Raw genomic sequence first — 19,931 nt, 5'->3', positions numbered from 1 at the left:
AAGCAGGCGTGATGCCTAGAGTACCTTACTTAAAAATTCTGCAGTACGTGGGTTTGTCGGGGAGTTGAAAATTTGTTCAGGGCTACCTTGTTCTTGGATGATGCCTTGATCGATAAAGATAACGCGGTCAGCAACTTCCCGTGCAAACCCCATTTCATGAGTAACGATAACCATCGTCATTCCTTCATTGGCTAAAGTTTTCATGACTGCTAGAACTTCTCCCACTAGCTCAGGGTCAAGCGCTGAGGTGGGTTCATCAAATAATAAAATTGACGGTTGCATGGCTAAGGCGCGAGCTATAGCTACTCGTTGTTGTTGCCCACCAGATAAACTCGCAGGCCATGCATCAATTTTGTCTAATAACCCAACCTTGGCGAGTAGTTGCTCAGCTTGCTTAAGTGCCTGATCCTTTTTTAGTCCTTTGACCAATGTCGGCGCCATCATCAGGTTTTCAAGTACGGTCATATGAGGGAATAAATTAAAACGCTGAAAAACCATACCTATATTTTCACGCATTTTATTTAAATCAGTTTTAGGGTCATGGACGTTAAACCCATTAACTTTTATTTCGCCGCCATCAGGGCGTTCTAATGCATTTAAGCAACGTAAAAAGGTACTTTTCCCTGAGCCTGAAGGCCCAATGATACAAATAACTTCTTGTGGTTGAACTTCACATGAAATGCCTCGTAATACATGGGTATTACCAAATTTTTTTTGTAAATCATTAACGTAAATCACTTCTGCCCAACCTTTTTTCCATATATTGCACAAGCTGAGCAAGTATAAATGTCAGCATCCAATAAATTACTGATATGGTTAAATACGGTTCCCAATAGGTTGCGTAAGCACCGGAAACGGTTCTTGCTGCATAAGCAAGGTCGGCTAAACCGATAGCTGATGCAAGGGATGAATCCTTAACGATTGCAATGGCATTATTCCCTAATGGCGGAAGGATCCTGCGGAAAGCTTGAGGCAAGATAACTTTTCGCATTGTTTTAGCCCAGCTCATACCAAGCGCTCGAGAGGCTTCCATTTGCCCTTTATCAATGGATTGAATACCGGCTCTGAATATTTCAGAGACGTAAGCTCCTGAGTTTAGCGTAATTGCGATTACACATGATAAAAATGCACCGTAATCAGAGCGTAACATACGCGCAGTATCGATGGACATAATCCCTGATGTGACTAATAAGCCATCACGTGGGTTAATAAAAAGCGGTACTAAGGCAAAATGGACGACCATTATTTGTACAAACAGAGGTGTGCCACGAAATGCACTTACATAGAAACGGACAGGCCATTGAACGAAATAGTGTAAAACAGGTTTCCAGATCCCTTGTTCAGCCTTAGCTGTTCTTCCTAAACCTAATGTTAATCCCCAAAGTGAGCCTAAAATAACGCATATGATGGTTGCTTTGATAGTCATCATAGCGCCTTCGGCAAACAAAGGGGCATATTCTTCGATTATTTCCCAACGAAACGCAGACATCTTAATTATCACCCTGATTTATATCGCGAAAAAGCCACCCAACGATGGCTTTAAATTCTACTATTATTGTTTTGGTAGTTGCGGAACGTTCTCATCAAACCATTTTTGGTAAATTTTGTTATAAGTTCCGTTCTCAACAATTTTGTTTAAACCATTATTGATTTTTTGTTGTAATTCACTATTACCTTTAGCCACCGCAATACCGAAATATTGTTTTTCAAAATGGTTATCGTAGATCAGCTTAAATTTTTTCTCTGGGTGTGTTTTGATATAAAACTTAATCACACCCACATCGCCGACTGCTGCATCAATACCATCTTCAAATAGTTCTTGTAGTAGAAGAGGGGTATTATCAAACCGTTTGATTGAGGTACTATTTTTGCCAATAACTTCAGAGACTACAATGTCCCCCGTACTGGAATTGACCACGCCAACATTGAGATCTTTTAAGCTGTTCAGGTCAGTCACATTGGAGGACTCGCTGATAACGATAGCTTGTTCTGCTGGGAAATAAGGGTTGGAAAAATCGACCATATTTTTACGTTTATCTGTGATAGTGATACCGGAAATTAAAATGTCCCGATCACCTGAGGATAAAGTTGCAAAAATACCTTCCCAAGGGGTATTGATTAACTTCACATCAAAACCTTCAACTTCCGCTATAGCTTTAATAATATCGATATCAAAACCTTCCAGTTGTTTTTGGCTATTTTCAAATTCAAAAGGGCGGTATGTACCACCAGCACCGACCGTATAACTTTCTTTAGCGTAAACATTCCCTGAAAAAGCCGCGAGTGTCAGGCATCCCGCAAAAACTAATTTTTTAAACATCATTACAGCCTCTTTATTTATGCAATTATAGTGCATAAAAATACATAAACTTTAGGTTGTAAGCAAACAATATTTATAAATTAGTACTGTGATATGAGGTTGAATAATGCGGAGGGATACCGTTTTGTGTTGTCAGTGAGATTAGCGGAGAAAATAAAACTATTTAAGAATAAGAAATGTGAGGTATTTCTAGTTTTAATGAAAAAACCTTCTTACAAAAACGGATATTCACAATACCGCTTTTTTTACCTAACCATAACATTGCATTAACGATAAGCTTCTGCCATGTTTAGCTAGCTCATTGAATAAATTAACTTATCATGGAAAAGATTTTATTGGTGTTATGGCCCTTATTTGCGTTAATAGCAATTGGGTTTATCTTACGTCGTACAAGTTTATTTTCTAATGATTTCTGGCCGAGTGCTGAAAAACTTAACTATTTTATCCTATTCCCTGCATTGTTGATTAATAGTTTGGCCAGTGCACCGCTAGATAACCCTAAATTAACTTTCCTTGCCAGTGCAATATTCTGTATCTTAGGGGCAAGTTCATTTTTAGTTTTGCTATGTAAATATTTATTCAAAATTACGGTTCCGCGCTTCGGTGCTTATATTCAAGGGATCACGCGTTTTAACACCTACTTAGGCTTGGCAATAATAGCTGATTTATTTGGTCAAGAAGGGGTTGCAATTGCTGCGGTAATAATGGCAATTCTTGTCCCTAGTTGTAATGTGATTGCGGTACTTTCCCTAACATCAGGTGAGAAAATATCGATAAAGCAAATTTTATTCCCGATCATTAAAAACCCATTAATTATCTCTTGTTTGGTCGGTATTCTATTGAATTTATCCCCTATTGGTTTGCCATTTGGGTCTGGCCAATTATTAAAATTATTGGCGGCGTCCAGTTTACCATTAGGGTTGATATGCATTGGGGGCGCTTTGCAAACGGCAACCTTAAGAAGAGAATTCCAGCCTTTGATTATCTCAACATTGATACGTTTATTAGCGATGCCAGTATTGGCGGTATCAATCGCATATTTATTTTCCTTACCTGAATTTGAAACTCTTTTATTAGTTATTTTTTTTGCTATTCCAACTGCGCCAACAGCTTATATTCTGACTAGGCAATTGAATGGTGATAGCCAATTAATGGCAGGTATTATTACATTACAAACTGTGATGGCGGTTTTTACCTTGCCACTAGTTCTGTCATTAGCCATACAATAACAGCGATATATTTTGCAACCTTAGCCTCCATACACTATGTTATCGGGAGATTACTTCGTCTGATAAGGAGTTGTGTGTGTCTTTGGATAAATGTCAGAAATATGAAAATTTATCAATTGAAGAGGTATTGGATAAACTTTCATTGTTATATACAAATGCAATTGATTCATTACGAGATGCAATCGCTATTTATGTTAAAGATGGCCGCATACCTGAAAATGCTGAACGGGAAAATGGTTTATTTGCCTACCCAGAGCTATGCGTAACATGGTTAGGGGAAGTTGATCACTGTGAAAAAACACGTGCTTATGCACGCTTTGTTAAACGCGGTAATTATACTGTCACGATAACTCAACCAGAACTATTTCGGGCTTATTTAGTTGAGCAGCTTTCTATTTTACAACAAGACTATGATGTATCTTTTACGGTTCGCCCATCCAAAACAGAAATTCCCTACCCATTTGTGATTGATGGTTCAGATTTAGTCCTAGACCGTAGTATGAGCAGTCGTCTTGCTGCACATTTTCCGATTACAGACTTATCACATATTAGTGACGATATTACGGATGGTTTAAACCCAATAACTGATGAAATGCCATTATCGCATTTTGATGCGTTGCGGGTAGATTTCTCGTTAGCGCGCTTAAAACATTACACGGGTACACCGCCTGAGCACGTCCAACCTTATATTTTATTTACGAACTATAACCGTTATGTGGATGAATTTGTGAGCTGGGCATGCGAACAAATTCGAGACCCTGAAAGCCGCTATATTGCTTTGTCTTGTGTTGGTCATAATTATTTAACGGATGAAAATGCAGACCCACAAATTGCAACTTCCGATTTAACATGGAAAAAGTTCCAAATGCCTGCATACCATCTGATTGCAAAAGATGGCTCTGGTATCACATTAGTGAATATTGGCGTTGGCCCTTCAAATGCAAAAAACATTTGTGATCACCTTGCTGTATTAAGGCCACATACCTGGCTAATGATTGGTCATTGTGGTGGTTTACGAGAAAGCCAAAAAATTGGTGATTATGTGTTAGCTCATGCTTATTTACGTGATGACCATATTTTAGATGATGTATTACCGCCAGATATTCCTATTCCAAGTATCGCAGAGGTTCAGCGTGCTCTTTATGATGCAACAAAACAGGTAAGTAATATGCCTGGTGAGTTGGTCAAACAGCGGCTACGTACTGGAACGGTAGTTACCACAGATGATAGAAACTGGGAACTGCGTTTTTTTGCAACCGCACGTCGGTTTAGTTTAAGCCGTGCGGTCGCGGTGGATATGGAAAGTGCAACAATCGCAGCGCAAGGTTATCGTTTCCGAGTACCTTATGGCACACTGCTTTGCGTTTCAGATAAACCTCTGCATGGTGAAATTAAATTACCGGGACAAGCCAATAGTTTTTATGAAGGAGCGATATCCGAACACTTACAAATAGGTATTCGTGCTATTGATTTATTAAGGCAAGAAGGGGATAAATTACATTCTAGGAAATTAAGAACTTTTGATGAACCGCCATTTAGATAGCAAGGAGATGCCATCTATGAATTTGATACCAGAAATTGAAACGGATAGGTTGATTTTATCCAAACATCAGGTAAGTGACTTTCCTGCACTGACCAAGTTATGGGCAACAGAATCTATGGTACGCCATATTGGTGGCGTTCCATCTTCAGAGCGTGAATCGTGGATGAGAATGCTTGCGTATGGAGGGCTGTGGCCATTACTGGGGTTTGGTTATTGGGCTGTGCGCGAAAAAAACACGAGGCAGTATATAGGGGATTTAGGCTTTGCTGATTTTCACCGCATGGTTGAGCCTAAAGTTAAAGGTGTCCCTGAAGCTGGTTGGGTAATAGCACCTGAATTTCAAGGTCAAGGTTATGCAAGCGAGGCGATGAGCGCCGCTCTAATGTGGTTAAAAAAACAAAAAAAACATAAGCAATCAATTTGTTTTATTGAGCCGAGAAATATAGCGTCTTTGCGTGTTGCTGAAAAAGTAGGCTATGTTGTCGACCGTGAAATATTTATGAACGGTTGCATTACGGTATTATTACGCCAGGAATTAGATGTTGCATAACTAGTTGATGTAGTTATTTAATCATGAATTTTTATTGCATAACGGGTTATTATTTTATGTATGATGAGCTAGATATTTCCCAAGTTAGCCAGTTATCAGGTTTGGCACCCTCTACACTTCGTTATTATGAGGAAAGAGGGTTAATTAAACCGATAGGCAGAAAAGGGCTAAAACGGGTTTATCATGGCAAAGAAGTTATAACCCGTTTATCTTTGATTTCGCTAGGGCAGGAGGCAAAGTTCTCACTTGAAGAAATAGCTGAAATGCTAAACCATAAAGGGGGCCCTATAATTGAACGAGAAAGTTTACTGGCAAAAGCGGATGAGATTGAACAAACCCTGCAAAGTCTGTCAGTTTTAAAAAATGGTATTTTACATATTGCTAATTGCCCTGAAGAGAATCATTTTTTATGCCCTAACTTCCAAAAGATTATGGCAAGTCGTTTAAAATTAAACCAGTTAAAGAAAAAAGGACCCTGATTATATTATCCCACTTTTGATAATAATGAATCCTAATTTCAAGCATAGAATGGGATGGCCAATCTGATTACACTGCTAAAATTGTAATAACGATTTTAGGGAAATTATGACAACTCATTTTTTGGCGTTTGAAAAACCGATTATTGAACTTAACGAAAAAATAGCAGCTTTGATCGCCTTTAAACAAAAAGGCCACCCATCTGAAATTAAACTCGATGAAGAAATCCAATTATTAAAGAAAAAAAGCCTCTCATTGACTAAAACAATATTTTCATCACTTGGTGCATGGGAGGTTGTTCAGTTAGCTAGGCACCCATTAAGGCCTTATACCTTAGATTATATCCCATTAATATTTACTGAGTTTCAAGAGCTTGCAGGTGATCGCGCATTTGCTGATGATAAAGCAATGGTAGGCGGGCTTGCGCGTTTAGACGGTAAGCCTGTGATGGTTATTGGCCAACAAAAAGGACGTACAACGAAAGAAAAAGTGATGCGCAACTTTGGAATGCCCTCACCAGAGGGGTATCGAAAAGCATTGCGTTTAATGAAAATGGCGGAACGCTTTCATTTACCCGTCATTATTTTCATTGATTCAGCAGGGGCCTATCCGGGTGTTGGTGCGGAAGAACGAGGGCAAGCTGAAGCTATTGCCCGTAATATTATCGAAATGTCTCGTTTAAAAACACCGATCATTTGTGTGATAACAGGGGAAGGCTGTTCAGGTGGTGCATTAGGGATAGGTGTAGGGGACAGAATAAATATGCTGGAATACAGTACTTATGCAGCAATATCACCGGAAGGGTGCGCATCTATTTTATGGAAAGATGCACAAAAAGCCCAAATAGCCGCGGAAGTGATGGGGATGACAGCTCCTAGATTAAAAGACCTCGGAATTATCGATACAATTATACCTGAGCCAATGGGAGGGGCACACCGTGACTATACATTGGCAGCCGAGCACTTAAAGCAGCAGTTATTGGTCGATTTAGCTGAATTAACTCAATTAGATATAGACACATTGCTCGCTTCTCGTTATCAAAAAATAATGGATTTCGGTTATTGTTAATGTTATTAGTTCAGGCCCATATGTTGTGGAGCATGGAGGAAATATGACGGTTGACCTGAATTTATTGAAAGTTTTTATTGCGGTAGCCACTCAAGGGAATTTTGTGAATGCGGCAAAGCAGCTTTCCATGCCTACATCAAATGTAAGCCGTTATATTAAACAACTGGAACATCAACTAAATAGCCAATTAATTGAGCGAACAACGCGGCAAATGCGTTTAACCGAGGCCGGTAATATATTATTTGCTCAAAGCCAAAAACTGGTAGATGAATTGGAGCAAGTCGTCCAGAGAATTTGTCATCCTCAAGCGCTCACAGGGACATTGAGGCTGACTATTCCCAGTGAGTCTGGTAGTTTATTATTGGCTGATTTACTCGCAAAATTTGCATTATTGCATCCCCAACTAAATATCCATTGTGATACTCAATTAACACCACAAGATGTTATCAGTGACGATATTGATTTATTGCTGACTTTTCATCGGGGCCATCTCGAAGACAGTAGTTATCACTCACGGTTAATTAAATCATGGCCAAGTGCGGTAGTCGCATCACCAAAACTAATTGAAAAAACGGGGAAACCTTCTACATTGGCTGATTTGGCTAGTGTGCCTTGCATTTCAAGTTTAAGCGCTTTACAAGGGCAGCCGTGGATATTTATTGATGCACATGACCGCCAGCAAAAAGTAGTAATAAACAGCACATATCGGGTTAACAGTGGGTTACTTGCTAATGCCGCTGCGGCAAACGGCGTAGGTTACGCGATTTTATCGTTAGAGGCTTGTCGTGAGCAAATACAGCAAGGGGTACTTGAGTTGATTGAATTTGGTGATATAAAACCTGCACCTATTGAGTTACGTGCTGTTTATGCCAGTCGCAGTGCATTATCACCAAAGATAGCTGCGTTTTTAAATTATTTATTACAGCAAATATAACAAGCTTACTACCGGTTAAATCGTGGGTCAAAAGCAAAGTCGAGGGGCTTAATGGTTTGGGTCACTTTTTGAAATTGCGGGTGCATAGGGTTAATAATGGCATTATATTCATAAGGAATAATACAAGAAGGGACAATTAAGGCTAGGCTGTCTTGGTTAGTTAACCAGGTTGTGCCTATGTCCATTGTAGAGGTAGGTGCTGGGCCACGCTGCCAATCATCAGGGAGATGCTCTACTGACAGCTTCATCACATACCTATCGTTGATCTCAATTGATAATAAAGTGAAATGATTAAGCACGGTATCTTGGTTTATATGAACGAGAATTTCTAAAGCAGCTAATGAAATACTTGTTGATGTGTAGATAGCGGGCGTACCTTTATGGTTCCAGCGCCCACCGTATAACCTAGCACCTTGACCGGACCACGCATCATGAGCAAAGTCAGATTTAATCAAACGATATAAAATCATGAAAAAACACCGTGTTCAATGCGGCCAATAAGGTCGATAACTTCAAGAGCACCACTTTCCGTGGCAATCAACTCTATGGGGCGCGTATGTCCTAAGCCTTTCACGGGGTGATTCAACCAATCACTTGCCATTGACTTATCACCATTGAATAAGCGTACAGCGGCATCAAATACACGCACTAAGCGAGCAATTCTTTCACTTTCATCGGCATTGAGTGGCTGACCTGCATTTCTACGCCTTGCCACATTGCGCTCATTAATACCTGAAATACGGAGTAATTCAGATTTGCTGATGCCAGACCATTCTTGAATGTTGTCTAACACCGTAACGGAAAGACCTTGTCGTAGGAAATGAGTGAGTTCGATACCACGTTCTGCGGGTAGGCCAGCAAAGCGCCATAGGGGCTTAAAAGGTGGCGTGGCGGGTTGGGTTGGGAGTGCTGGAATATAGTTTCTCATTGAATACCTCCTGACATTTGTCTTGTTTATTATAGACAATTGTCAGTAAGGTGTAAAATGAAAGATTAAAAAATAGCCATTGGTGAAGACTATTTATCGCCTCGAAAACGCGTTGTGAGGCCTTTTAGAAAGTAACGAAGTAGCTGGTCTCCGCATTCACGGTAGTTTTTATGCCCAGGTTTACGAAAAATGGCATTTAGTTCGGGTTTTGAAACACGAAAGTCAGCGAGTTGGTAAATTTCAATCATATCAGTGTCTTTTAGTTCAAAAGCGACACGTAATTTTTTGAGAATAATATTGTTGTTTAAACGAGTATCGATTTCAGGTGCAGGACGACTTTCATCTTTACCACGGCGATAATAAATCAGCCCATTCAAAAAATGCCCCATTACATTATCATTACATTCAATGTATTCAGGGTCTGTATCTTTCTTTAACCAACTCACCATGTCTTCTTTTGAAATTGTGAGGTCTGCTAGTTTTACGATATTAACCATCTGAGCATCGCTCAAGTCCAACATATAGCGAATACTACGTAAAACATAATTATTAAGCATGGTTGTATTTTATCCATTATTTATAAAATTAATTAACGCAATCATATTGTTTGCATTAATGGTTACCGTGACAACGCTGACAAGATATTGTTTGAAAAGAAACTTGCGATGACGAGGTGGCTATTATGAGGGAATAACAGGATAAAGCAAAGCACTGAACGATGCTTTACCCCATGTAGCGTTATCTAGCCCATAAAATAAATAAGGGAATAGAAAAAGACTAAGGTAAGCCCAACGGTTAATAGCATATTTTTAAGCACTGAAGCTACGACCACACAAAAGAGAGCACCCCAAAGGTAAGGGTTGTCTGGGAAGCTGCGAATCTCATGGTTTTCTAGCAAAATTACAGGTGCGCAAATAGCGGTCAATAAGCAGGGAGCCGAATAGCTCAAAGCTTGACGAACGACAAGGGGTAACCGTATTGGTAATTGGGGGATTAGAAAAATATAGCGCAGAGTAAAAACAATAGCGGTTAAGCTAATAATTAACAACCAGATCATTTTTCCTCCTTCAATAAACGTGAAACTGCGACAGAGACAAACATCCCACCAACGCCTGCGATAACAATAGCACTACTGAAGGAGTACATTGAAAGTATGATAGCGACAACGAGTGAAAAGATAACTCCGCAAAGTGTACTTATTTTTCTTGTTAATGGAACGACGATTGCGAGCAAAGTTGCAACCACAGAAAAATCAAGATGTAATCGACTCAAATCGCCCACAATATTGGCCATCGCAATCCCGCAAAGACTGGTAATTAACCAAACCAGATAAAAACTAAAACCTGCACCAAAGAGATAAGGAAAACTTAAACTCTGGCGTTTTGCTGCACTAATCGCAAATAACTCATCAGTCAGTAAGAAGCCGATACTAAGGCGCTGAGGCGTTGTAAAGTCTTTAACTTGGGGTCGCAGTGTCAACCCATATAGTAAGTGTTGAGAAGTAATAAAGAAAACCGAGATAATAATCGTGATATAACCAGCACCAGAATTAAGTAACCCAAGTGTAACTAATTGAGCTGCACCAGCAAATACCATGGCTGACATGGCAAGACTTTGCCAAAAATCAAGCCCTGTTTCGACAGCCATAGAGCCAGCGAGGACTCCCCATGGAATAACGGCAAGGTTGAGAGGGGCAGTGTGAACAGCGCCGTTCATCATTGCTTTTTGCCATGAGTGATGTTGTTGAGAATACATGTAGATATATACCTATTATGAGTAAAAATAATTATAGCAATATAATTTATATTAAAGACTTATAACTCAATGGGATAAAACAAGATTGCTCTTTTATATCCACCTGATTACGTGCCATTGATCATTTCAAGCCCACCAAGGCCTTGTAAATGAAAGTAATGGGTACTTTCCATAGCATTCCCAAAAGTGAGTCGTTTATGAGCTATTTTTATTAAGCGACTTATTGATAGCATTATTTTAATAACAACTAATAAGCAGAAAGATGGCATTTGGAATACTAATTTATATAGGGTGTTTAATAAATAGATGTTAGCGCCATAGCTACTTTTATGTAATACAGGCTGTTATGTTATATCTTGAAATACAAACTTAATCACTACTGCTAATAGATGGCCATAAAAAGTTTAAAACTCCAATTAATTATGAAATGTAAGCATAAAAACACGCTGGTAAATTATTTTCAGCACGCTACTGAATAGGGTGACCGCTCTGGTTTTATGTTCTGTTGTGTGTGCCAGAGACTCATTGGTTAAGCTGGTTTTTTGTTTATATGTAGATAATAAATCCATATTGAAATTATTAATTAGTGATATCTTTCATATAAAACAGAAGATCTGTATCATAGTAACCATTAAGAAAGAATGTGAATTTTTTGTTATAACTTTTATAGAGTTAGCAGGTTTACTATGCTTGAAAATCTCGGTATTACAAACTTATGGACTTATCTTATTGGTGTAATATTTATTACTCTGGTACCCGGCCCTAATTCTTTATTTGTTTTAACGAGCAGTGCAAAATATGGCGTAAAAAATGGTTATAAAGCAGCGTTAGGTGTTTTTACTGGTGATGCTGTACTCATATTTTTATCATTTTTGGGTGTCGCTTCATTGGTGAAAACCTCCCCTATATTCTTTAGCGTCATAAAATATGCAGGGGCAGCTTATTTATTTTATTTAGGGATTAAAACACTCTATAGCGTTCTACATAAAAAAGACACGGCGGGTGATGTTGATTCTATTGTCCTTGCCACTAAAGGGACATTTAAAAAAGCCGTCTTTTTAAGTTTACTTAACCCCAAAATGATCATTTTTTATGTGTCGTTCTTTATTCAATTTATAGACCCTGCTTACCCAAGCGCTGGAGTGCCATTTTTCATTCTGGGCCTCATTTTAGAAACTTGCAGTATGATTTATTTATCATTACTAATTTTTGGTGCAGTTGCAGTGACTAATATGGTGAAACACAATAAAAAATTATCCAAATTTTCCAATAGCTGTATTGGTGCCGTGTTTCTAATGTTTGGTGTGAAACTGGCTTTAACCGCATAGGGATAAATTATCCTACTACCTACTAATAGCCGATGGTATATCGGCTATTTTTATGGAGACTAACGTTTCATCACTGTAACCTGCTCATGGTTCACTATCCGTTCCTCGACATCTTTCCAGCCCATTCGACGATAGAGTTGCTGCATATCCGGAGTGTATAAGTAAAGGCTTTGGCCTATCAGGTTGTGATAGTAGTTATATAATTCTTCAATAAGTTTACTGCCCATTTTATGTCCACGGGCTTCAGGGACTGTGAGCACTTCGCCTAGCCACCAAGTAGCTTGGTGGACACCCGTTAATTCATGCAAAATAGTACTTGCAGTAGCAAGGAGATTGCCATTTTTATCCGCATAACAAGATAGTATTTGCGGGTTGTCATGACTACAGCGTTCTATTAGCCGCATACGAATGGCAGAAATATTTTCCCATGGGGGTAAATGCCGCCATTCATGATGTAAGGCACTGCTAATTTGTTCAATAAGTTGTGTGTCCTGAGGTGTAACGACGATAAAGTGCATAGCATCCCTATTGAGCAGATAATATAAGTAATGGTGAAAGGGCGTCTAGTAGACTGAATATTTGCCTATAAATATAACTTATCACTTTATTTTTGTTATGGTTATACGTTTTTATGTGGCAATTCCCAGTATGTACCTAGGGTTTCGCAACGATATAGCGTGTCCATCATCTAATTGGTGAAGTAACAAATGTAGGGTAAATATTAAGTCTGGGTCGCTCCAATAGTGCGAAAATCTGTTATAGGTTATTTTTTCGCAACAGCACAGATAATAACGTCCTATGTTGTAATAATCATTAACCTACAACAGCAAGTGATATTGTTGTGACTAGGCTTACAATAACGCACGAAAAACTTGATGGTTTTTATTCGATTAGTTTTTAATAGTGTTGAATTAAAAGATAAATCTGGGGTTATTTATGCTAAAACATCTAATAGAAATTGCTAAAAATTATGCAAAGCCCGCAACCTTTAATGGGTATATAGAAAGCGGGCATGTAGCAGCTGCATTAGAAACAGAAGATGGTGAAATTTATAGTGGTGTGAGCATTGATTCAGCATGCTCATTGGGTTTTTGCGCTGAGCACGCTGCTGTCGCTGATATGTTAAAGGAAGGTAAGTCAGTAATTAAAGCTATTGTTGCTGTTGACTCATCAGGTTGTATCGTACCTCCTTGTGGACGATGCCGTGAGCTTCTTACCCAACTGTCGGATAAAAATAAAGAAACGATTGTGGGTGTGAGTGATGATGTGCAAGTGACATTAGCACAGTTAATGCCTTATGACTGGAAGGTAGCGCGTTGTTAATCTAATAAAAGAATGGTTACAAAATGAATAATGAAGTGAAGCACTATACAGCTACTGCGATGATCCGTAATGATAAAGGTGAGTTTTTATTACATGAACATCGTAAATTAGGGTTTTGGTTACCCCCCGGTGGCCATATTGAAGCGAATGAAGAACCACAGCAGGCTGTTTTTCGAGAGGTTCTTGAAGAAACGGGGTTGGAATGCAAGGTTATTGATTGTAGTTATCCTTTTAAATCAAAGGTAAAGGGTGTTCCTCCGACACAAGTATTGCCTTTACCTCTCGCGATTTTAAAAGAATTTATTGCTGATAAAACGCAAGGGGATCATTGGCATATTGATATGGTGTATTTGTGCGAATTATTGTCGCCAGCACAGCCTCCCATTGCGCCATTCAAATGGGTTGCATATGAGCAACTCGCCAAACTCAATATTCCTGAGGATGTGATTGAGTTGGCGAAAATGGTCAATGAATATTATCAACAGTGACTGGCAAGCCAACGCAAAATTAGCTCACGTTGAAAAACAACAAAGATAACCCTAACACGATAAGTAAAAGACCAATAACCTTATCCATCACAAGTTGGTAGTTAAGTACTTTATTACGTACAGTTGGGGTTGCAAAAAATAGGGCGATTAAACTAAACCAGACTAAATGGGCAAAAGAGATAAATAACCCGTAGCCTAGGTTTAACCAAACAGAGTTATTCACTTGGATGACTTGGCTATAGACAGAAACAACAAAAAACATTGTTTTGGGGTTTAACGCATTAGTTAAAAAGCCCGTTTTAAACGCGACAAAATGTGATAGCGACTGACCTTGGGAAGCACCTGTTGTTATCTTTGTTTTATTTATAAATGACTTAAAACCTATATAAACCAAATAAAAAACACCAAGAAGTTTCACCACTAAAAATAAAGTGGGTGAACTCATAATGATCACTGTAATACCGAAAATAGTGTAAAAAACATGTACTTGTACACCGATAGCAATCCCTAACGCACAAATTAACCCTGTCTTAACCCCATAGGTATAGCTACTGCGCGTCACCATAGCAAAATCGGGGCCTGGACTAATAACGGCCAAAATCGTAATAGTGGCAACAGCAATAATTTCATTCATATTAATTCCCTAAATGAGTAATAAAAACTTACTGAAAAGTCTTTGTTTTATCTTTCTAAGCTGGCTTATTATTTTTTATTATCAATAGATTGATTAAAACTAAAAAGCGATTTATCCTGACATAAATCTGTCAGTTTTTATTACCTATATGAAACTACCACCTTTAACTTCATTACGTTTTTTTGACGCTGCAGCTAAAGCAGGCAGCTTTGTTAAAGCTGCCGAAGAGTTAAATGTCACTCACAGCGCAATTAGCCGGCAAATTCGTTTATTGGAAGAACACCTTAATGTCGAGCTATTTGAGCGCAGAAACCGAGCTGTTTTTTTAACTGCAGAAGGGGCATTATTACTACAAACAACCACTTCTATATTTGAGCAATTGCGAGAAAGTGTCGAAAAAATCACCGCAAATAACACCTCTAATGTGGTAAGTTTATCTTGTGAGCCGACGATTGCGATGAAGTGGTTAATTCCTCGGTTGACTGATTTCTATCAACATTATCCAGATATTACGGTGCACTTGGTTGCCGCTGGAGGGCCTATTGATTTTACTAAAACCAATGTTGATTTAGCGCTTAGACGAAATGATTTCACATGGGATATGCACATTAGTGCGGTAAAAGTGTGCTCTGAACATATGGGGGTGGTTATTAGGCCCGAAATAGATTTTGCAGGGGGAATTGGCGACGCGACATTGTTATCAACAGCGTCGCGGCCAAATGCATGGCAAACTTGGCAGAAAATGAAAGGGGTATCTTTTCAAGGGAATAAGGTAATCACTTATGAACATTTTTATCTATGTATTCAAGCCGCATTAGCAGGGCAAGGTGTCGCATTGGCATCATTTTTGATGGTTGCTGATGAAGTTAAATCGAAGCAACTTTGTGCTCCAGATGGGTTTATGCAAGATAGCTCAGCGTATTATTTATTGTCGGTAAAACCCATCAAGCCTAAGAGTGCAGCAGATATTTTTACCCAGTGGTTAATCGACCAAGTGAATACAAGTATTAAAACAATCATAAATTAATATAGTTAACTATCAAAAAAGGATATTTTGGTTATTAATTCACCGAACCCCCCTGTCATATAAAGATTTTATGACATAACTATTTCCGTGCGTGCTATATTTCTCTGCTGGGTTTTATGTCTTATGTTGGAGCAGATAATGAGCAAAATACGGGTAGGTGTTATTTTCGGTGGTAAGTCAACGGAGCATGAAGTTTCTTTACAGTCCGCTAAAAATATTATCAATGGGCTAGATCGCAATAGGTTTGATGTATGCCTTTTAGGTATTAATAAAGAAGGGCAATGGCATGAATATAACGAAGCCGATTTCTTATTGCATGGTGATGACCCATCTCGTATTACATTAAATACACCAAAGCGTAGTATTGCGATTGTTCCAGGCAAGACTTCCGAACAATTTATTTCTTTAGAAGACGCAAAGCCGCTCCCTCAAATCGATGTTATATTTCCAATTGTCCATGGTAATTTAGGTGAGGATGGGTCTTTACAAGGCCTTTTACGTATGGCTAATTTACCCTTTGTTGGGCCTGGAGTATTAGGTTCTTCGGCTTGTATGGATAAAGACGTAACGAAAAGGTTACTAAGAGATGCGGGTTTAAAAATTGCACCCTTTGTTACCGTTTTAAACAGTGAGCGCACCACAGTTAACTATGATGAAATAGTGGCTCAGTTAAGCCTACCTCTGTTTATTAAACCCGCTAATCAAGGCTCTTCAGTGGGTATTAATAAAGTCAGTAATCTAGCTGAATTTAACCAAGCCCTCGATTTTGCATTTTTATTCGATACTAAAGTGTTAATTGAAAGCGCAGTAAAAGGCCGCGAAATTGAATGTGCAGTGTTAGGCAATGAAAACCCACTAGCAAGCCCATGCGGTGAGATTGTTTTACATGATAGCTTCTATGCGTATCACACTAAGTATATTGATGAAAATGGTGCTTCTGTGGTTGCTCCAGCTCAGCTAGATGAAGCCGTTAGTGATAAAATTCGTGAGATTGCGTTATCGGCATACAGGGCATTAAATTGTAGCGGTATGTCGCGTGTTGATGTTTTCTTAACAGAAAATAATGATGTAGTTATTAATGAAATCAATACATTGCCAGGCTTTACGAATATCAGTATGTATCCTAAGCTATGGCAACAAGGCGGTATGACATATCAGCAATTAATTAGTCGTTTGATTGAGTTAGGCATTGAAAAGTTCCAACAAACGGCGATGCTGAAAACAGCATGTGATGAAATTTAATCGTTGATTTATACTACCTCGGTAGTCTTTATGGCTACTGAGGTGATCCCAGACTACCAGCGTTAACCTATTAATCTCTCCTAAATTTGCGACTTTATATGTTCAAAAAATAGGCGGGTCTCCTTTGGCGAAGTCAGCCGAACAAACTGAATATGGCGCAAATTGATATTAGCCATATGTTTTAGGTTTCTTCTTTTATTTGGGTAGTATGTTTTTAGCTGCCATAAAATAATCGAATCACGGCTGAAAAAGGCGTTCTTCCAGCTTTCTTTATTACCTGTATTTTCCCACAGTTCTTGCCCTGAACGAATACGTGATAACGTGCGTATAATAGACTGATAAAGGGTTCGAGGTAATGAGTAATCCAGCCAAACCACCATATCAACCTCTTTCCATTTAATGGGTTGAGTCCGTGTATAGTTTCCATCGAGCACCCAGCCTGATACGGATTCATTCAAGGCTGCGCTTAGTTTCTGGTTAAGCGCTTCATCCGAAGAACCTTGCCAATTTTCCAGCCAATATAGGCTATCCAATTCGATTGAAGGCACGTTTAATAGCGATGCAAGTTGTTGGCAAAGAGTCGTTTTACCGCTGCCACTGGTACCAATGATATTAATTTTCATGCAATGTAACTGTCAGATATATTTGTGGTAAATACGTAGAGAAGGCTGACTTAATGATAAATTTAATTGCCATCCACAGCGAATAAGTAAGTTATCAGCCACTGTGGTTGCACAAAAAATATGAGGGTATTGCTGTTTATCAATAACCCATTCAAGTTGTTCAAACAAAAACTTCCCGATACCCTGATTTCGTTTTCTGGGGATAACAAAGGCAGCACCAACCCATGGAAATGCGGTGTTATCAGAAAAAAAAGTATCACTTTTCAATGCAATAAAACCACAAGGTATATCATGTTCAAAGGCGATGATCCCCATACCGACCCCTTCACGATGGCGATAGGAAGCAATATCTTGCCAAACATCACCTTTACCTAGAGGACCATAATGGGAGGGCCACTCTTGAAGGAACCACTGTACAAGCAATGGTTCCAGCTCAGGGAGGTCGTGCAAATAACGCCAATGACGTGAACTATTTACACCAGACATAGTTAATATAGCGGAACAAGGGCTCAAAACCGAATTTTTTATACAGGTCAAACCCTGCTTCTGAGGCATCAAGGAAGCAATGTTCGACACCTTGCTGGCGGCAAAATGCTAAGGCGTAATCAATAAGTTGTGAAGCATACCCATGGCCTTGGTGCTTCGGCTCAGTACCGATATCATCGAAACGAGCAAGGGTACCTTCTATGGTCACTGTCATTGAAGTCGCTGGCTCACCATTGACGAGCAATACGAGGTGAAATTGTGGCGCACCTTGCTGTAATGCATCTTCATGGTAACGAACATACTCTTTAATGACTTCATCGTGTTCTTCAGATAAATAAAATGCAGCCACGAGAGGAGCGGCCCAGAGCGATAAGTCATGATTAGCCAGTACGATATCAACTTGGTTATTGGGCAGAGTGACCTCATTCTGTTTTGCAAGGGTCAACGCCATAGCGGTTGTGACACTGTCACGTTTGTAGTTTAATGATTCAGCCTGTTGCACAATTTGTGGCAACATTTCTTCAGGGATAACTAATGTGTGGTTTTTTCTTTGTGATATAAATAAGTTATGTGCCTGCATAAATGCATGGCTGGTGGAATCAGGTTGCAGATAAATGAAATTAAACGCAGGGGAGTTTAAGGGCGTCAAGTAGCAAATGGTATGCTGTGCTATTTGAATGCTATGTTCACAAATTGAAGTCCAAAACGTTTTTTCGATCGATTGGTAGTGTCTTAAGTAATAAAGCGGAATATTCATTTGTCAGTTACCTGATGCAAAACGAGTTAATCGATATGGGCCTAAAGCAGCGTGTTTTACACCATGTAATATTTCACTTTGAGCTAACTGGCATATCAAAGGCGCTAATGTAATTGCTGCGTGCATACTGATAATATATAAACCTTCAAAATCAGCAACATTTCCAACAATTGGCATCTGATCTTTAGGCATAGGTCTCATTCCTATGAAAGTGTTATCAAGAGTTAGTGTATTACTACCTATAAATGAATTCTTGATTGTTGTAAGGGCATTTTGTGCGATATTGACTGCACTATGTATAGGCTGCTCATCAATATAATCTTCAGCGCAAACAATTTTACCAGAAGTCTCTGGGCGAAGCTCCATTGCGGGTGTTGAAATGATATGTTGAACCATTTTGACGGTATCTTGTTTCGTAAAATGGACAATAATTGAAGGAGATGCTGAAACTGGCAGCGTTATTCCTAATGAATTAATGATACCAGTTGCTCCAACTCCCGCAGTGACGACGGTTTGATCTGCGATGAAATTACCCTCGCTAGTCTTGACTCCTAAAATACGTTTATCACTAACATTTAAGGATAATACTTCGTGCTCAGGTAAGTATGTTACACCTTGTTTAATAGCAAGTTTTAACAAGGTTTGTGTGGTATTGACAGGGTCAATGCTACCTTCATCAGGGCAAAAAGCAGTAATAGCAGGTGAGATTTTTAAGTTAGGTTCCATCGCTTGCAACTCAATACGGTTTAACGCTTGGATGTTAAAACCTTGAGATTGGTGGCTATTGATGAATTCTTGGGTTTCTTTATCAGTCTTGTGCCAACTGATAGCACCAGACCAATTAATTTTTATCTCACCATGGGTTAATTTTTCCAACTGATGCCAACTCGCTAAAGCTTGCTGACGAAGCTGGCTATAACCATCTGGTCGCCCATATGAAACATTCAACCATGCGAAAGAGTGCTGTGTTACCCCTTGAGCAACATGGCCTTTATCTAGCAAAATAATTTTGCTATCACTCTCTTTTGATAAATACCATGCGAGTGTCACTCCGACAATGCCTGCACCAACGATAACAATAGTTTTTTTATGTTCAGAATGCATAAATTACCCAGACAGTCGCCATATAATGAAAACTACTATAAAGTTAAGGCAACAATTAATAAGCTATTATTTTAATTATATCCGATTAATTCATTAATGGCGCATTATTATTCGA

The 19,931-nt window shown here is 39.0% G+C and carries 25 protein-coding genes; 11 read left to right on the top strand and 14 right to left on the bottom strand.

Features of this window, described 5'->3' with window-relative positions:
• Positions 1-15: 15 nt before the first annotated feature.
• The 3 genes from ABE954_RS11555 to ABE954_RS11545 all read right to left on the bottom strand — a co-directional run bounded on the left by ABE954_RS11555 (position 16) and on the right by ABE954_RS11545 (position 2,320).
• The gene (locus ABE954_RS11555) at positions 16-738 is read right to left on the bottom strand and encodes an amino acid ABC transporter ATP-binding protein (RefSeq protein WP_042843818.1); all 723 of its coding nucleotides are present in this window, start codon (positions 736-738) and stop codon (positions 16-18) included.
• The gene (locus ABE954_RS11550) at positions 725-1,489 is read right to left on the bottom strand and encodes an amino acid ABC transporter permease (RefSeq protein ID WP_042843817.1); all 765 of its coding nucleotides are present in this window, start codon (positions 1,487-1,489) and stop codon (positions 725-727) included. The genes ABE954_RS11555 and ABE954_RS11550 overlap by 14 nt, the downstream gene beginning before the upstream one ends.
• Before the next feature lie 63 nt (positions 1,490-1,552).
• Positions 1,553-2,320 (bottom strand): basic amino acid ABC transporter substrate-binding protein, encoded by a 768-nt coding sequence (locus ABE954_RS11545; protein ID WP_042844340.1) that lies wholly within the window; start codon positions 2,318-2,320, stop codon positions 1,553-1,555.
• 320 nt (positions 2,321-2,640) lie between these two features.
• On the opposite strand from ABE954_RS11545, the gene ABE954_RS11540 reads away from it, so the two are divergent.
• From ABE954_RS11540 to ABE954_RS11515, 6 genes are all read left to right on the top strand, one after another.
• Complete coding sequence (locus ABE954_RS11540; protein WP_048607173.1) at positions 2,641-3,549, top strand: AEC family transporter; 909 nt, start codon at positions 2,641-2,643, stop codon at positions 3,547-3,549.
• A 115-nt stretch (positions 3,550-3,664) separates the two neighbouring features.
• Entirely contained in the window at positions 3,665-5,092 is a 1,428-nt protein-coding gene (locus ABE954_RS11535) for an AMP nucleosidase (protein WP_370661193.1), read from the top strand.
• Positions 5,093-5,108: 16 nt separating this feature from the next.
• A complete protein-coding gene (locus ABE954_RS11530; RefSeq protein ID WP_226619150.1) occupies positions 5,109-5,642 on the top strand; it encodes a GNAT family N-acetyltransferase in 534 nt (177 codons plus the stop codon).
• 56 nt (positions 5,643-5,698) lie between these two features.
• Complete coding sequence (locus ABE954_RS11525) at positions 5,699-6,121, top strand: helix-turn-helix domain-containing protein (RefSeq protein ID WP_371025454.1); 423 nt, start codon at positions 5,699-5,701, stop codon at positions 6,119-6,121.
• 106 nt (positions 6,122-6,227) lie between these two features.
• Positions 6,228-7,187 carry an acetyl-CoA carboxylase carboxyl transferase subunit alpha gene (gene accA / locus ABE954_RS11520; RefSeq protein WP_129465903.1) on the top strand — a complete coding sequence of 320 codons (960 nt, stop codon included), beginning with the start codon at positions 6,228-6,230 and terminating at the stop codon, positions 7,185-7,187.
• A 43-nt stretch (positions 7,188-7,230) separates the two neighbouring features.
• Positions 7,231-8,121, top strand: coding sequence for a LysR family transcriptional regulator (locus tag ABE954_RS11515; RefSeq protein ID WP_131680005.1), 891 nt, complete (start codon positions 7,231-7,233; stop codon positions 8,119-8,121).
• An 8-nt stretch (positions 8,122-8,129) separates the two neighbouring features.
• Here the strand turns inward: ABE954_RS11515 and ABE954_RS11510 are convergent, their stop codons facing one another.
• From ABE954_RS11510 to ABE954_RS11490, 5 genes are all read right to left on the bottom strand, one after another.
• A complete protein-coding gene (locus ABE954_RS11510) occupies positions 8,130-8,591 on the bottom strand; it encodes an RES family NAD+ phosphorylase (protein ID WP_166686523.1) in 462 nt (153 codons plus the stop codon).
• Complete coding sequence (locus ABE954_RS11505; protein WP_048607179.1) at positions 8,588-9,049, bottom strand: antitoxin Xre-like helix-turn-helix domain-containing protein; 462 nt, start codon at positions 9,047-9,049, stop codon at positions 8,588-8,590. Before ABE954_RS11505 ends, ABE954_RS11510 begins: the two co-directional genes overlap by 4 nt.
• A gap of 89 nt (positions 9,050-9,138) precedes the next feature.
• A complete protein-coding gene (locus ABE954_RS11500) occupies positions 9,139-9,606 on the bottom strand; it encodes a DUF1456 family protein (RefSeq protein ID WP_042843807.1) in 468 nt (155 codons plus the stop codon).
• Positions 9,607-9,791: 185 nt separating this feature from the next.
• Positions 9,792-10,106 carry an AzlD domain-containing protein gene (locus ABE954_RS11495; RefSeq protein ID WP_042843806.1) on the bottom strand — a complete coding sequence of 105 codons (315 nt, stop codon included), beginning with the start codon at positions 10,104-10,106 and terminating at the stop codon, positions 9,792-9,794.
• Positions 10,103-10,804, bottom strand: a complete 702-nt coding sequence (locus ABE954_RS11490; protein WP_048607181.1) for an AzlC family ABC transporter permease — start codon at positions 10,802-10,804, stop codon at positions 10,103-10,105. The genes ABE954_RS11495 and ABE954_RS11490 overlap by 4 nt, the downstream gene beginning before the upstream one ends.
• Before the next feature lie 686 nt (positions 10,805-11,490).
• Between ABE954_RS11490 and leuE the strand changes: the two genes are divergently transcribed.
• Positions 11,491-12,132, top strand: a complete 642-nt coding sequence (leuE, locus tag ABE954_RS11485) for a leucine efflux protein LeuE (RefSeq protein WP_048607183.1) — start codon at positions 11,491-11,493, stop codon at positions 12,130-12,132.
• Positions 12,133-12,191: 59 nt separating this feature from the next.
• Here the strand turns inward: leuE and ABE954_RS11480 are convergent, their stop codons facing one another.
• Complete coding sequence (locus ABE954_RS11480; RefSeq protein ID WP_042843802.1) at positions 12,192-12,650, bottom strand: GNAT family N-acetyltransferase; 459 nt, start codon at positions 12,648-12,650, stop codon at positions 12,192-12,194.
• Positions 12,651-13,068: 418 nt separating this feature from the next.
• Between ABE954_RS11480 and ABE954_RS11475 the strand changes: the two genes are divergently transcribed.
• Both ABE954_RS11475 and ABE954_RS11470 read left to right on the top strand, forming a co-directional pair.
• Positions 13,069-13,455: a cytidine deaminase gene (locus ABE954_RS11475; protein ID WP_048607185.1), complete on the top strand. Its 387-nt coding sequence runs from the start codon at positions 13,069-13,071 to the stop codon at positions 13,453-13,455.
• 23 nt (positions 13,456-13,478) lie between these two features.
• The gene (locus tag ABE954_RS11470) at positions 13,479-13,943 is read left to right on the top strand and encodes an NUDIX hydrolase (protein ID WP_042843800.1); all 465 of its coding nucleotides are present in this window, start codon (positions 13,479-13,481) and stop codon (positions 13,941-13,943) included.
• A 19-nt stretch (positions 13,944-13,962) separates the two neighbouring features.
• Here ABE954_RS11470 and ABE954_RS11465 read toward each other — a convergent pair whose 3' ends face one another.
• A complete protein-coding gene (locus ABE954_RS11465) occupies positions 13,963-14,577 on the bottom strand; it encodes a LysE family translocator (protein WP_071548077.1) in 615 nt (204 codons plus the stop codon).
• Between the two features lie 148 nt (positions 14,578-14,725).
• On the opposite strand from ABE954_RS11465, the gene ABE954_RS11460 reads away from it, so the two are divergent.
• Positions 14,726-15,604, top strand: coding sequence for a LysR substrate-binding domain-containing protein (locus ABE954_RS11460; RefSeq protein ID WP_166686524.1), 879 nt, complete (start codon positions 14,726-14,728; stop codon positions 15,602-15,604).
• Between the two features lie 138 nt (positions 15,605-15,742).
• Complete coding sequence (gene ddlA, locus ABE954_RS11455; protein ID WP_042843797.1) at positions 15,743-16,846, top strand: D-alanine--D-alanine ligase; 1,104 nt, start codon at positions 15,743-15,745, stop codon at positions 16,844-16,846.
• 80 nt (positions 16,847-16,926) lie between these two features.
• Here ddlA and ABE954_RS11450 read toward each other — a convergent pair whose 3' ends face one another.
• The 4 genes from ABE954_RS11450 to ABE954_RS11435 are packed head-to-tail and all read right to left on the bottom strand — an operon-like array spanning position 16,927 to position 19,816.
• A complete protein-coding gene (locus tag ABE954_RS11450; RefSeq protein ID WP_042843796.1) occupies positions 16,927-17,469 on the bottom strand; it encodes an AAA family ATPase in 543 nt (180 codons plus the stop codon).
• A gap of 12 nt (positions 17,470-17,481) precedes the next feature.
• Complete coding sequence (locus ABE954_RS11445; RefSeq protein WP_048607191.1) at positions 17,482-17,955, bottom strand: GNAT family N-acetyltransferase; 474 nt, start codon at positions 17,953-17,955, stop codon at positions 17,482-17,484.
• A complete protein-coding gene (locus ABE954_RS11440) occupies positions 17,939-18,712 on the bottom strand; it encodes a GNAT family N-acetyltransferase (RefSeq protein WP_042843795.1) in 774 nt (257 codons plus the stop codon). The genes ABE954_RS11445 and ABE954_RS11440 overlap by 17 nt, the downstream gene beginning before the upstream one ends.
• A gap of 3 nt (positions 18,713-18,715) precedes the next feature.
• Complete coding sequence (locus ABE954_RS11435) at positions 18,716-19,816, bottom strand: FAD-binding oxidoreductase (RefSeq protein ID WP_048607193.1); 1,101 nt, start codon at positions 19,814-19,816, stop codon at positions 18,716-18,718.
• Positions 19,817-19,931: the final 115 nt, after the last annotated feature.

Origin of the sequence: Providencia sp. TYF-12, from assembly GCF_041344805.1 — a bacterium.
Classification (GTDB): Bacteria; Pseudomonadota; Gammaproteobacteria; order Enterobacterales; family Enterobacteriaceae; genus Providencia; species Providencia huashanensis.
This window is presented reverse-complemented; position numbering and strand designations above follow the sequence as displayed.